This is a genomic window from Flavobacterium sp. UGB4466 (genome assembly GCF_903469665.1).
Classification (GTDB): domain Bacteria; phylum Bacteroidota; class Bacteroidia; order Flavobacteriales; family Flavobacteriaceae; genus Flavobacterium; species Flavobacterium lipolyticum.
In genome coordinates, this window is record NZ_CAGKLC010000013.1 from 39293 (window position 1) to 52657 (window position 13365).

Consider the following 13365-nt stretch of genomic DNA (forward strand, 5'->3'; position numbering starts at 1 on the left):
TCTCTTTCTAAATAAATACTAACTTTGGTCTACTATGTCAGTATTCGAAAAACTCATCAACTATTCCTCAGCACACAGGCTTCCAACACACATTATGTTTTGGTTTTGCCTGTATATCATGTTCCTTGGTAAAAACAATTTTGATGACCCTTCTTTTAATCTTCCATATGAAATGCTGGGAATTGCATTCGATCTGTTTTTCTCTATCCTGTTTGCCTATTTCCTTTCCTATCGCATTCTTCCGCGCTTAATGACGCCCAAAAATCATAGTATGGTCTGGCTTGAATTTATAGTGGGCTCTTATCTTATCTCGGCTATTAACCGAACCATGGTCATTTATGTACTGGAACCTATTGTACGTAAACCTCCTTTTGAACAGGAATCTGTTTTTGAAATCTTTACAGATGTTTCAAAACTGTTTCGATCGTATTTTATACAATCCTTTTTTCTTTCTTTATTTTTTGTTTTTGTAAAACAGGTTAAAAACCTCTATTTAGTTCAGAAAAAAGCATTATTACTGGAAAAACAAAAGGCAGAAACAGAGCTAAAAGTGCTAAAAGCTCAATTGAACCCTCATTTTTTGTTCAACACGCTCAACAATATTTATTCGCTTTCCCTTGTTAATTCACCAATTACCTCACCATCAATTGCCGTTTTGTCTGAAATATTAGATTGTATTTTGTATCGCTGTAGCGGCACTTATGTACCTGTTTCGCAAGAAATTGCATTGCTGAACAATTATATTGCACTTGAAAAATTGCGATATGATGAAAGGCTTAGTGTCATTTTTAATACCGAAGTCGACCATAATGATGTTATTGCGCCTTTAATTTTACTTTCATTAGTCGAAAATGCTTTTAAACATGGCGCCGGAGAAGATACGGATTCCCCAATTATAGTTATCGATTTAAAACTAAAGAACAGTCATTTTAGCTTTACGGTTAAAAACACTATTGGGAAGAGTGAAACTGAATCTGAAAACGGTAAAATTGGACTGAACAATATCATACAACAACTGGACAAAATTTATCCGGAAAACTATACTTTTGAGGTTACCAAAAACGATACTCATTTTACAGCCCATTTAGAAATTAAGCTGCAAAACGATTCCAACCAAGCTTAGAACAATGAAAATAAGATGTTTATTAGTCGATGATGAGCCTTTGGCCATAAACCTGCTGCAAAATCACATCAGTAAGCTGGATTATTTTGAGATTGTAGGAACCTGTCCGAATGCCTTAAAAGCTGCCGAAGTATTAAGAACTACGGCTGTTGATCTGATGTTTCTGGATATTAAAATGCCTCAGATCACGGGAATTGATTTTTTAAAAACATTAAAAAACCCTCCGGCTATTATTTTCACAACGGCTTATCGTGAATATGCTTTGGAAAGCTACGAACATGATATTGTAGATTATTTACTCAAACCCATTACTTTTGATCGCTTTTTTAAAGCCACTGATCGTTATTTACGCATCAGTGGCCCAAGCAATACAAAAATTATAACGCCGCCTCTTGAGAGTTTTATTTACATCAGAAGCGGTACTAAATTCCACAAAATCAATACAGACAGTGTTTTGTTTATTGAAAGTGTGAAAGACTACATTGTGGTTCATCAGAAGGAAGGCATAAAACTAACCTCTAAATACAAAATCGGCGATATTGAAGCAGAACTTCAGGGAAAAGATTTTCTTCGGGTACACCGTTCTTTTATCATCAATTTAAAAAACATTACTGCCTTTACCGCTTATGATGTTGAAATTGGCTCCATAGAAATTCCTATTGGAGCAAGCTATAAAGAATACGTTTTTAAAATATTAAAAGGTTCATAACCTCATCCCTACTTGTCTTTAGAACTTAATAGCAATTTTTCCTATAGTCTTCCCTGACTCTAAAAGTTCATGTGCTTTTTTGAAATTCGCTGCTGTTAAACCTGTTAGCGTTACATTTAGCGTTGATTTTAGAATGCCCTGATCTAAAAGATCTGCCAGTCTATTCAAAATAACGTGCTGTTCCTGCATATCATCGGTTTCATACATCGATCGTGTGTACATAAGCTCCCACGAGAAGGAGGCACTTTTATTTTTCAATTTGTTCAGAGCTACGGGATCACTGCTTCCGGTAATAGAAGCAATATGTCCTTGCGGTTTAATCAATTCGACCATAGTATCCCAATACGAATTCGTATCTACAAAATCTAAAATAAAATCGACCTGTTGAAACCCGGCTTCCTGAACCGTAGCAATTAAATTTCGGTGATCGACTACATAATCGGCTCCCTGCTCTTTGCACCAGGCTATAGTTTCTGGGCGGGATGCGGTTGCAATAACGGTGAGACCCGCTACTTTTTTGGCCAATTGAATAGCGATCGAACCTACTCCTCCTGCCCCTCCAATAATCAAAATCGACTTACCCTTATCTTTTTCAGGATTGATTCGGATACGGTCAAAGAGAATTTCCCAGGCTGTTAAACCAGTTAAAGGCATGACTGCCGATTCTTCAAGGCTTAAGGACTTTGGTTTTCTGCCTACAATTCGTTCGTCAATACTTTGGTATTCGGCATTGCTGCCCGGTTTGGTAATATCTCCAGCATAAAACACTTCATCACCTACCTTAAACAAAGTCACCTTCTCTCCTATTACCTCCACAATACCCACAGCATCCCAGCCTATAATCTTCGGAGTTTCTAAAACGGTATCTTTTGTACTATTCTGACGAATTTTAAAATCAACGGGATTAACCGATACTGCACTTATTTTTACTAACAAATCACGTTCTCCGGGAACTGGTTTTGGAGTTACAAATGCTATAAAACTCTCCTCTTCAGCAATTGGCAACGATGTTTTAAATCCTATGGCTTTCATCTTTATAATTTTTAAGTTCTATTATTATTACAAAGATAAATACAGTCCGAATCTTACAAACGGTATAATTTTATACTAAACCAGTATATTTTTATCAAAAATCAATAGCACTTTAGAATTCTCAAATACTAAGAAGCTGGTCCTAAAACCAGCTTCTTACTTTTACTATTTAAAATTTAGCGGCAAATTCTTTTGCAAAATCTTCCAGTTTAGTTCGTCCTTCAACAGCACTATAATCGCCTAAAAAATGTGCTGCAATTTTACCGTTTCTAAAACCTGATCCCATTTCGGTATACAATTCAGCAATTTCTTCCGGTAGTCCCGCTTGTTTCATTCCGTCAAGAGATTGTACATCGGTAAATTCTATCCATGGTAAATCCGGTTTTCCAATGGCTGAGCCTAAAGTTTTGGCTACTTCATCCGGAGTTCGCACATCACTTACAATATAACGAATGTTCTTTCCCGTTATCGTTTTTAGTAATTCTTCAGACACTGCTGTGGCAATATCTTCAGGATGTACAAAAGGAATTGTAGTGTTAGAAGGATAATTTGCTCCAATAATTCCTGCTCCCTTAATCATTGGAACATCATGATACAAATTCGTGTAGAAAAAACCCGCACGAAGATACGTAACTGATATGTTCTCTAATGACTCATATAATTTCTCGATATTATGAAGTCCGGCAATTGGACCATTTCCTCCCGGTAAATCTGCACCAATGCTGCTCAGCATTACCACACGTTTTACTCCGGCAGCTGCTATGGCTTTTGCAAGTGCTTTACCGGCGTCCGTAGTATTGGTAACGATATTAACTCCTCCCATATTAGGCGGAGTCATTGCAAATACAGCATCAGCCCCTTCAAATGCGCTTTGCAAAAAAGCGGCATCACTTACAGAACCTATCGCTGCTTTGGCTCCAGCTGCTTCAATCATCTTTACCCGGTCTGCACTACTACTGATTACTGTTACCTCATGTCCCGAGGCAATAAGTTTTTGGGTCAATGGCTTACCTATGTTTCCTAATGAACCTGAAATTGTAATTTTCATCTTTGTTTATTTTTTTATGTTCTGTAACAAAGGTATATTTGTACTTACTTTTGTACAAGTACTTACCCTAAAGTATGCACTATGACCGCAATCAAAGAATCATCGACTATTCAGGAAAACAAGCAATATGCTTTAGACCAATGCCCTGTAACTTATGTTATGGAAAAAATTGGAGGCTATTGGAAACCCATTATCATTTACCATCTTTCAGGCGGGAGCAAACGTTACAGCGAACTAAAAAGGGCTATCCCTGCAGTTACCGAAAAGATGCTGATACAACATTTAAAACAGCTCGAAGCCGACCATCTTGTCATTAGAGAAGCTAAACCGGTTGTACCTCCTTTTGTGACCTATAGCTTAAGTCCTTCGGGAAAAGGTTTAATGCCTGTTATCGAAGCTATGGCGACATGGGCCTTCAAGGATAAGGAAGATGGATTTAAGAATTCTTAAAATAATTTGATCTCAAAAATAATCATCAAAGTAGCAGTACATCTTGTTATCTTTACCTAAAAAGATCCAAATGAGAAAAATTGGTGCAACACAAGCAGGTTTCGTTTTAAGAATTGTTTTAGGAATTACGATGCTCTCTGCAGTTGCCGACCGTTTTGGTCTTTGGGGCGCTCCCGGTGCTCCCGGAGTAGCGTGGGGAAACTGGGACAATTTTATTGTTTACACCCAGACCTTAAACTCCTTTGCGAGTAGATCCCTAGCAGAAGTATTGGGTGCTTTGGCTACTTTTTTCGAGATTTTGTTTGGTTTGTTTCTCATCATAGGATTTAAAACCCGTTACATTGCTTTGGGAACCGCAGGTTTAATGCTTCTTTTTGCCTTCTCCATGGCGGTTTCTGTCTCTGTAAAAGCTCCTTTTGATTATTCGGTTCTAACAAGTGCTGCGGCAGCCTTATTGCTTTCTTCTTTGGACAAAACGTATCTTGCTTTAGACAATCAATCCCTATAAAAATTTATACAACTCATTCAAAATAAAAAATCCTCAAAAAATAACTACCCGCAAAAAGACCAAAATATTTGGCTTTCAACAACCTGCTTACCTCAAATACAAATTTTGTAAATCGCAATACAAATTATATAACAATTCCCAAATCTAAATTCTCAATTTAAACGTATGTATGAAAATACGATACTCCGGAGGAATTAAACTCAAATGGTAATGGTTTTTGGGGCATATTGAGCTTAATAACCTCCCGGGATATCGTTTATTAAATAATTTTAAACGAAGGAAAAGAGTGGAAAAGTTAAATGTCGAGAGATTAAAAAACAGTCTGGATTACTTGCAAAGCAAACAAAGGGAACTAAAAAGGCAAAATGAGGAAGATACCCGAACTCTCGAATCTCTCATAAAGTATTTAAAAAAAGACATGATTGATCAGTATAAATTAACCAAATACGATTTATACATCAAGCAGGATGTTAAGGATACGGAGACTTTTATCCATAGTGTGCAAAAAATAATAGAAGACAACCAGTAAGTTCTTCAACCTTAGCGCATCATCAACCTCCCTGATTGTTATTTAAAAATCAATCAGTTAGAATCATTTTGGCATTATTTTTCTTCCTTTATACTTTAGGATGCTGCCATTTTAGTTTTTAATTAAGAAATAAAAAAGTTCCTCTCCCAATTTCAATTCGTAAATTAGCGGTAACAAAATCGATTCGAATGACAGTACTTACGTTTACCCTGATTATGATTCTTGGTGCTTTTTTAGCAGGTTTTATTGGCTCATTATCAGGTTTAGGTGGCGGGATTATCATAATTCCACTTTTAACAGTCGTTCTTGGCGTTGACATTCATTATGCAATTGGTGCGGCTCTGGTTTCCGTAATTGCAACTTCTTCAGGTTCAGCCGCAGCGTATGTGAGAGAAGGAATCACCAACATGCGATTGGGTATTTTTCTGGAAATTGCCACTACAATAGGTGCTGTTTGCGGAGCCCTGCTTTCAACTATCGCTCCTACTTCGTTTATTGCCGTTTTATTTGGGCTAACTTTAATTTTCTCGGCTATCAATTCGCTTCGTAAAAAAGAAGAACATATTGTATTAGAATCTAGTCCTTTGGCTAAAAAACTAAAATTAGAAGGCACTTATCCCGCACACGATGGCAAAGTTATTCATTACGGAACTAAAAATGTTATAGGAGGTTTTAGTATGATGGGAATTGCCGGAATGATGTCCGGTTTATTAGGAATTGGTTCCGGAGCTTTTAAAGTAATCGCCATGGACAATATTATGAGAGTTCCGTTTAAAGTTTCTACTACCACCAGTAATTTTATGATGGGAGTTACGGCAATGGCAAGTTCTGTCATTTACATTCAGAAAGGATACATCGAACCTGGAATCTGTATGCCTGTAGTGGTTGGTGTACTTTTTGGAGCGATGGCAGGAGCTAAAGTTCTCGTGAAAACAAATCCTAAGAAACTTAGAATATTCTTTGCCTGCCTCATCTTTGTATTGGCAGTAAATATGATCTATAACGGAATTAATGGAAAAATCTAAGACTATGCAACACGAAAAATTTGGAGAAAAAGATTTTCAAACCATTATCGGAAATTTATTGCGCTATGGCGTCTGGATTTCTTTATCCGTAGCTTTTATTGGTGGAATTGTTTACTTACTGCATCATAGTGCAGACATTGAAAATTATTCGGCCTTTCATGAAAATGACCGTAATATCTTTGAAGTAATTTCGGCAATTTATCAGGGTGTAATTCAGGGAAACGGTGAATCTTTAATCTTTTTTGGAATTATTCTGCTTTTTCTAACTCCGGTTTTACGCGTTTTACTATCGCTTTTTTCGTTTTTACTGGAAAAGGATTATCTGTATGTAGGCATCACCTTAATTGTTATTGTGATTATTCTGATTAGCGTTTCCTTTGGTTTTTCTCATTAATTAATGGCTATAAGCCGTAAGCTTTAGGCTTTAGGCTTTCTTAATAACAACCAAACCCGACAGGTTTTAAAAACCTGTCAGGTTTACTAAGCGATAATACTCTACTAACCACGATAAGCATTGGGTTGTAGGCTTTCTAAAAAAGCATATTGCTTAAAGCCTAATGCTAAAAAGATACTAACCGCGATAAGCATTTGACAATAGGCTTAATAAGAAAGCATACTGCCTAGAGCTTAAAGCCTAAAGCCTAAAAAAAAATGGAAATAGGAATTGACAGTTTCGCTTCGGCGATGTATGGAGACCACAATACCTTAAGCAGTGTTGATGCAATGGAACAGCTGCTGCAAAGAATCGAGCTGGCAGATCAGGCCGGACTTGATGTTTTTGGAATTGGTGAACATCATAAAAAAGAATTTTTAGATTCGGCAACTGCTGTGATTTTAAGTGCTGCGGCGGCGCGAACCAAACGCATTCGATTGTCAAGTGCCGTTTCGGTTCTAAGTGCTGCCGATCCGGTAAGAGTTTATCAAAATTTTGCAACACTTGATTTAATTTCAAAAGGAAGAGCCGAAATTGTAGTAGGCCGTGGGTCTTCCATTGAAGCTTACCCCCTTTTTGGTTTTAATCTGAATGATTACGATGAACTTTTTAAAGAAAAATTAGACCTCTTACTTCAAATTAGAGACAATGAATTTGTGACCTGGTCGGGAAAATTTCGCCCTTCCATAAATAATCTTCCGGTTTATCCCAGAGCTTTGCAAGAAAAACTTCCTGTATGGTTGGGTGTCGGCGGAACTCCTGAATCGTTTATCCGGGCCGGATCTTTAGGGCTTCCTTTGATGGTCGCAGTTATTGGTGGTCAGACTCATCGTTTTCGTCCTTTAGTTGATTTGTATCGCGAAGCAGGGAAAGCAGCCGGTTATCTGCCCGAAGAACTTCAGGTAGGTTTACATTCACCCGGATTTGCAGCAAGCACTACCGCAAAAGCCATTGAAGAATATTATCCCGGTTATGCTGAACTTTGGACAAAATTAGGTCTGGAACGCGGTTGGCCGCCCGTGACCAGAGCCAAATTTGACGGATTGATTGACGATCAGGGTGTACTGATTGTGGGAGATCCGGAACGCATTGCTGATAAAATTTTGCGTCACAGCGAATCTCTTGGCGGTATTTCAAGATTCACCTTTCAAATGGACAATGCAGGTCTCACGCATACACAGCTCATGAATGCGATCGAACTTATAGGAGCAAAAGTAATTCCGCTTATTAGTAAAGGGTAGTTTTTTACCACAGATTGTACCGATTAAAAGATTTTCTTATTTCGTAATAACAAATAAACCCAACAGATTGTAAAAATCTGTTGGGTTTACTTTTAAACACTTAGAACCTTAGCACCTCAGCGCCTTAGTACCTAAAAAATCAGAACTTATACGTTACCCCCACTCTAAAATTTCTTGGTGCTTCTGTTTGCCAATAGTAAGCAGAAAGCCATTCATAGTAAGATCCACTGTACAGGTATTTGTCCAGAATATTAAACACATTTGCTGTAACCTTAAACTTCCCGGTTTCATAAGATAAACCTCCATCCAGTTTAAAATAGTTGGGTAAGCTGATACCTCCTACACTCCAACTGTCCGTTTGACGGCCTGCAAGATAAGTCCCTCCTATAGAAGCCCCCAGTCCTTTTAACTTTCCGCTTTGAATGCTGTAGTTCAACCACGCATTTGCACTATGCTTAGCAAATCCCGGTACAACTGAACCCACCGTTATTTTTGGAATAACCGAACTTGTTACTATAGATTCTGTAAAAGCATAATTAGCAACAAGATTAAGTCCGTCTAATAACCTTCCTCTAATGTCAAATTCAATACCCTCCGCTCTTTTTTCTCCTAAAACAATTTTATAAATATCATTTGGTCCGTTCGTTGGATCGGCAGCAAGTTCATTCTGTTTTACGATTCTATAAGCTGCTAATGTAGTACTCCACGATCCGTCAAACCAATCTTTCTTAATTCCAAATTCCACATTATTTCCAGTTATCGGTTTTACCTGATCACCATTTTTAATAATTCCGGACTGCGGTATAAATGCCTGATCGTACAAACCATAAAGAGCTAAATTATCGGTCACAGAATAACTAAATCCTACACGTGGTGTAATATGACTATCAGATTCAATTGTTCCCCAACTGTTTTGGCTAATCCAGGTATATCGTGCTGCAAGAGTCAATCTCAATTTATTCTCAAAGAAACCAAGTTCATCCTGAATATAACCTGCTGCGTATTCTTGTGTTAATTTACCACCAGCTCTGACTGAAAGCGGTGTTGTACGATTGAAAACGGGAAAACCGTTAGAAGGCGTCCCGTAATTTGGATTGTAAACATTAAATGGATTTGCAGCTGTATCAAGATCATGAGACTGTCCCCAATCTGCCATATAATCTTTACTTCCTAAATCTACACCGCCTAATAGTTTATGCGTAACTTTTCCGGTATTGAACTTCCCGTTTATGAATATCTGCCCCAAATACATATTACTTTCTGCATCCCAGATACCTACGTTTCTGATAATATTCCCTTTTCCAAGAGCATTTTCACTTGAACCAATGGCACTAGGCCATGAACTGTACCCTTGCTGAATGTATTTGAAATAAGAAGTTTGTGCTGTCAGTTTCCAGTTGTCATCAAACTTGTGCTCAAACATAAGATATCCGCTATGATCCTGAATATTAGTATCCGGTATACCCGGTTGTGTCAAAGTAAATCCAACCGGTAATGTGGCATATCCTTCAGTTTTAGGTCCAAAGACATAATAAGATCCTACCTCAGTCATGTTGGCATACTGAAAGTTGTACTCTGCTGTAATTTTTGTTTTATCATCAACCTGATACGTGATTACCGGAGCAATTACATAGCGGTTATTGTGTTCAAATGCACGATGCGCACCTCTGTTTTGGGCAGCAGCATTAAAACGATACAATAGCTTTCCTTTTTTATCCAGTTTCCCATCAAGATCGATACTCGCTCTGTAAAAATCATAGCTTCCCGCCATTACACTGGCTTCTCCTTTTGTAATTCCGGTTGGTTTTTTAGTCACTACGTTATACAAACCACTTGGATCACCAACGGAAAGCATAAATCCTGCAGGTCCTTTCACAAACTCAATATGATCTACAAAACTCATATCTTCCGTAAGCGGTCCCCAGGAAGAAGAAACTACGTTGAAACCATTACGGAACGCCTGAACCTGTGAACCACGCATTTTTATATTCGTATACAAATCTCCCCAGTGCTCAGAACGTATTGCCCCACTCACATTTCGAATTACTCCGTCACTCATACTTACAATCTGTTGATCTTTTAATGTCTGACCACTCACAATCTGAATATTTTGTGGAATTTCCAATACAGGTGTTTGAAGACGTAAGGATAAAGAAGGCTTGTCTTGCTTGTATTTGTTTTTAGTAATTACCACTTCATCCAAATCTTCCTGGCTCTCCGAAAGCATGAAGTTTTTAGTTGTCGTTTGCTTTGATGTCACTGTAATTCTGTCTTCAACGGGACGAATTCCAACTGCACTAATGCTGATAGTATAACTGGCAGGTTTAACATTTTTAATTTCGTACTGTCCGTGTTCGTTCGTAATAGCACTGTACCTTGTTCCTCTAAGAGCAACAGCAACATTTTCTGCCGGCACATTTCCGGTTAAGGAAACTCTTCCGATTACTTTTCCGTGTTCCTGCCCCATCATCACTAATGAGTTTAGGAAAATCAGAAAAAATAAAACTTTTTTTATTCTCATGGTATTCATTATTATTTTTTATTGGTTTTTATATCGCTGGCAAAAGTAAGGGCTAAAACATTTTTTTGCAAATTATTTTTAATTATTCTAAATAAATATAATTAAAAACCAAATCCTTGAATATCACCTCAAGACCTATCATTTTGGATTATAAAATCATCAATAGTAAATAACTCTGCTTATCTTTAAGGACAAAAACACAATCTCAATTATGAATCACACTAACACAATCAAAAAAGTAGCTATTGTGGGATACAACCGTATTCCGTTTGCAAGAGCTAATACTGCCTACGCCGAAGTTGGAAATCAACAAATGATGACCGCTGCTCTTGATGGTCTTGTCACCCAATACAATCTGAAAGGAAAATTAATCGGTGAAGTTGCCGGAGGGGCCGTAATCAAACATACTTATGATAATAATCTAATGAGGGAATGTGTCCTGAAAACAACACTAGATCCCGCTACTCCTGCCTGCGACTTGCAGCAGGCCTGTGATACCGGAATCGAAAGTGCTATTTATATTGCCAACAAAATTGCACTAGGGCAAATTGAATGCGGAATTGCCGGAGGTGTTGATTCTATAAGTGATATTCCGATGGCGGTGAGCGATAAACTTCGGAAAATTCTACTCCATGTCAGAAATGCAAAATCGTTAATGGAGAAAATAAAATTCTTTCTAAAAATCCGTCCTAAAGATTTGGCCCCGCTGGTTCCCAAGAATGAAGAAGTTCAAACCGGACTTTCAATGGGAGGTCACACCGAAATCACTGCCAAACATTACAAAATCTCTCGGGAAGATCAGGACAACTTTGCGCTTAAAAGTCATCTGAATATGGCGAAAGCATACGATGACGGCTTTTTTGACGATATGATTACTCCCTTCCACGGACTTGACAGGGACAATAATTTAAGAAAAGACAGCACGCTCGAAAAATTGGCCAGGCTAAAACCAGCCTTTGACAAAATCAATGGAACCTTAACGGCAGGAAATTCAACTCCGTTAACAGATGGCGCTTCCTGCATTCTTTTAGCCAGTGAGGAATGGGCAAAAGAACATGATCTGCCCATTTTAGCTTACATCACCTTTGCTGAAATTGCTGCCATCGAATATGTCAAGAACCAGCAGAATCTTCTATTGGCTCCTTTGTTTGCTGTCAGCCGCATGCTTGATAAAGCAAGTTTGACCTTACAGGATTTTGATTATTACGAAATTCACGAAGCTTTTGCCGCTCAGGTTTTAGCCACTCTGAAAATCTGGGAGAGTCCTGAACTAAGTACTCAAATTGGACTTCCTAAAACCCTTGGAGCAATCGATCGCGAAAAACTAAATGTGAAAGGAAGCAGTCTTGCAGCAGCACATCCCTTTGCTGCCACAGGAGGTCGTATCATTGGTGTTATGGCTAAACTGTTAAACGAAAAAGGATCCGGACGCGGACTAATTTCAATCTGCGCCGCCGGAGGACAAGGCGTGACCATGATAATCGAAAAATAATTATTCCTATCGTTACAAACAACAAACCGGACAGGTTACTAAAACCTGTCCGGTTTATTGTTTAAAAAAATTAAAACTGTAACAAAATCAAAATAAAAGTCTCTATAGTATAAAAAACGCTAATCCATTAATCCAAACCTTACTACATGAGAACTTTAAAACTTACCACTTTACTCATTTTCACTTTCTTTTCATTTTCGAAAATAAATGCTCAGACCACTCCAAACGACAGCATAAAACTGGATTACACTAAAATCTACTCGCTGGCTTTAGATGGGAATCCAAAATCAGCTTTGCCACTATTGGAAATCGATCCCAATAAAAAAATAGCGGATAAAGACTCAAAATTCAAAACCAACTTTGAAAACCGATTTAAGTTTGCAGAAGACAAAAGTGATTTTCTGGAAACGCGAAAATCAAAAATAGATCAGTTGTTAAAGATTTACAGAGATTACTGGCGTTTCTCTTTCTTAAACAAAGAAAAGAAAACCGATACACTGATCCTGAAAAACGTTTCGAATTTTCTTAAAACGAATTTTCCGTCTGCCAAAAACCTAACGATTAACGAAGACAGTATCAATGTCTATCAAAAAAAATACATCGCAAGTTTAGGTTATCATACGACCGGATTTGGAAAAACGGGAGGTTTATATGACTTACTGGTTTGGAAAACAGAAAAAGACACCATCTATAAAGTTACCTATGATGGAAAAGAAACTCCAATTAAAATCTATTTTATGGACGATTTTGTCACCCTGGGCTGGAGCGAATATGCTACTCTGGGACGCTATTATCCTGCGGGCTGGGCCACAAAAGAAGCTTTGTTTTGCGTAAAAAAAGCCTATGACTTAAAATCGGAAAATTTTAGAGTAAGCTACATTGGTCACGAAGGAAGACACTTTGCCGATTATAAACTATTCCCAAAATTAAAAGGTGTTGGTTCTGCCGATCTGGAATACAGAGGAAAATTAACTGAAGTTTCTCTTTATTCTCAGGAAGGTCTGCTGAAACGATTGCAGTTTTTTATCAATACCGGAAACTATGATAGCGATAATGGTCATTCAATTGCCGCTTATTGCGTGATAAGAGATTTATCAAGAGTTTTGTTTGGAAACGATTTCGAAAAGGACATCAACAAATGGAAAGCAATTCCGGCAAGCAAAATAAATGAAGCTGCTGCTAAACTGCTGGCCGAAAATACAAAGGCACTTGAGAAAATCCCGAATGTAGAGAAATTCATCAAATAGTACTTAC

General features: G+C 37.8%; 13 protein-coding genes. 10 read left to right on the top strand and 3 right to left on the bottom strand.

The genetic code is table 11. The features are described 5' to 3' along the window. The first annotated feature begins 34 nt into the window (after positions 1 to 34). Both JO950_RS05730 and JO950_RS05735 read left to right on the top strand, forming a co-directional pair. Positions 35 to 1123, top strand: coding sequence for a sensor histidine kinase (locus JO950_RS05730; RefSeq protein ID WP_202701754.1), 1089 nt, complete (start codon positions 35 to 37; stop codon positions 1121 to 1123). A 4-nt stretch (positions 1124 to 1127) separates the two neighbouring features. Beyond that, entirely contained in the window at positions 1128 to 1832 is a 705-nt protein-coding gene (locus tag JO950_RS05735; RefSeq protein WP_070908448.1) for a LytTR family DNA-binding domain-containing protein, read from the top strand. Positions 1833 to 1850: 18 nt separating this feature from the next. Here the strand turns inward: JO950_RS05735 and JO950_RS05740 are convergent, their stop codons facing one another. Further along, on the bottom strand, positions 1851 to 2864 hold the full coding sequence (locus JO950_RS05740; RefSeq protein WP_202701755.1) for a zinc-binding alcohol dehydrogenase family protein: 1014 nt from the start codon (positions 2862 to 2864) through the stop codon (positions 1851 to 1853). A gap of 169 nt (positions 2865 to 3033) precedes the next feature. Beyond that, complete coding sequence (locus JO950_RS05745) at positions 3034 to 3912, bottom strand: NmrA family NAD(P)-binding protein (protein WP_202701756.1); 879 nt, start codon at positions 3910 to 3912, stop codon at positions 3034 to 3036. 81 nt (positions 3913 to 3993) lie between these two features. On the opposite strand from JO950_RS05745, the gene JO950_RS05750 reads away from it, so the two are divergent. The 6 genes from JO950_RS05750 (at position 3994) to JO950_RS05775 (ending at position 8098) form a co-directional block, all read left to right on the top strand. Further along, on the top strand, positions 3994 to 4362 hold the full coding sequence (locus JO950_RS05750; protein WP_202701758.1) for a helix-turn-helix domain-containing protein: 369 nt from the start codon (positions 3994 to 3996) through the stop codon (positions 4360 to 4362). 70 nt (positions 4363 to 4432) lie between these two features. Next, positions 4433 to 4870 carry a DoxX family protein gene (locus tag JO950_RS05755; RefSeq protein WP_202701760.1) on the top strand — a complete coding sequence of 146 codons (438 nt, stop codon included), beginning with the start codon at positions 4433 to 4435 and terminating at the stop codon, positions 4868 to 4870. A 286-nt stretch (positions 4871 to 5156) separates the two neighbouring features. After that, complete coding sequence (locus JO950_RS05760; protein WP_237732288.1) at positions 5157 to 5399, top strand: hypothetical protein; 243 nt, start codon at positions 5157 to 5159, stop codon at positions 5397 to 5399. Between the two features lie 188 nt (positions 5400 to 5587). After that, entirely contained in the window at positions 5588 to 6424 is an 837-nt protein-coding gene (locus JO950_RS05765) for a sulfite exporter TauE/SafE family protein (RefSeq protein WP_202701764.1), read from the top strand. A 4-nt stretch (positions 6425 to 6428) separates the two neighbouring features. Beyond that, entirely contained in the window at positions 6429 to 6818 is a 390-nt protein-coding gene (locus JO950_RS05770; protein ID WP_230001087.1) for a DUF1634 domain-containing protein, read from the top strand. 257 nt (positions 6819 to 7075) lie between these two features. Continuing rightward, a complete protein-coding gene (locus tag JO950_RS05775; protein WP_202701769.1) occupies positions 7076 to 8098 on the top strand; it encodes an LLM class flavin-dependent oxidoreductase in 1023 nt (340 codons plus the stop codon). A gap of 139 nt (positions 8099 to 8237) precedes the next feature. On the opposite strand, the gene JO950_RS05780 is transcribed toward JO950_RS05775, so the two are convergent. Continuing rightward, a complete protein-coding gene (locus tag JO950_RS05780) occupies positions 8238 to 10619 on the bottom strand; it encodes a TonB-dependent receptor (RefSeq protein ID WP_237732289.1) in 2382 nt (793 codons plus the stop codon). Positions 10620 to 10830: 211 nt separating this feature from the next. Between JO950_RS05780 and JO950_RS05785 the strand changes: the two genes are divergently transcribed. Then, positions 10831 to 12111, top strand: a complete 1281-nt coding sequence (locus tag JO950_RS05785; RefSeq protein WP_202701773.1) for an acetyl-CoA C-acetyltransferase — start codon at positions 10831 to 10833, stop codon at positions 12109 to 12111. 146 nt (positions 12112 to 12257) lie between these two features. After that, complete coding sequence (locus JO950_RS05790) at positions 12258 to 13358, top strand: hypothetical protein (RefSeq protein ID WP_202701775.1); 1101 nt, start codon at positions 12258 to 12260, stop codon at positions 13356 to 13358. Positions 13359 to 13365: the final 7 nt, after the last annotated feature.

Coding starts and splice junctions, on each gene's coding strand:
- JO950_RS05730 (WP_202701754.1), top strand. CDS start 35: ATGTCAGTATTCGAAAAACTCATCAACTATTCCTCAGCACACAGGCTT.
- JO950_RS05735 (WP_070908448.1), top strand. CDS start 1,128: ATGAAAATAAGATGTTTATTAGTCGATGATGAGCCTTTGGCCATAAAC.
- JO950_RS05740 (WP_202701755.1), bottom strand. CDS start 2,864: ATGAAAGCCATAGGATTTAAAACATCGTTGCCAATTGCTGAAGAGGAG.
- JO950_RS05745 (WP_202701756.1), bottom strand. CDS start 3,912: ATGAAAATTACAATTTCAGGTTCATTAGGAAACATAGGTAAGCCATTG.
- JO950_RS05750 (WP_202701758.1), top strand. CDS start 3,994: ATGACCGCAATCAAAGAATCATCGACTATTCAGGAAAACAAGCAATAT.
- JO950_RS05755 (WP_202701760.1), top strand. CDS start 4,433: ATGAGAAAAATTGGTGCAACACAAGCAGGTTTCGTTTTAAGAATTGTT.
- JO950_RS05765 (WP_202701764.1), top strand. CDS start 5,588: ATGACAGTACTTACGTTTACCCTGATTATGATTCTTGGTGCTTTTTTA.
- JO950_RS05770 (WP_230001087.1), top strand. CDS start 6,429: ATGCAACACGAAAAATTTGGAGAAAAAGATTTTCAAACCATTATCGGA.
- JO950_RS05775 (WP_202701769.1), top strand. CDS start 7,076: ATGGAAATAGGAATTGACAGTTTCGCTTCGGCGATGTATGGAGACCAC.
- JO950_RS05780 (WP_237732289.1), bottom strand. CDS start 10,619: ATGAGAATAAAAAAAGTTTTATTTTTTCTGATTTTCCTAAACTCATTA.
- JO950_RS05785 (WP_202701773.1), top strand. CDS start 10,831: ATGAATCACACTAACACAATCAAAAAAGTAGCTATTGTGGGATACAAC.
- JO950_RS05790 (WP_202701775.1), top strand. CDS start 12,258: ATGAGAACTTTAAAACTTACCACTTTACTCATTTTCACTTTCTTTTCA.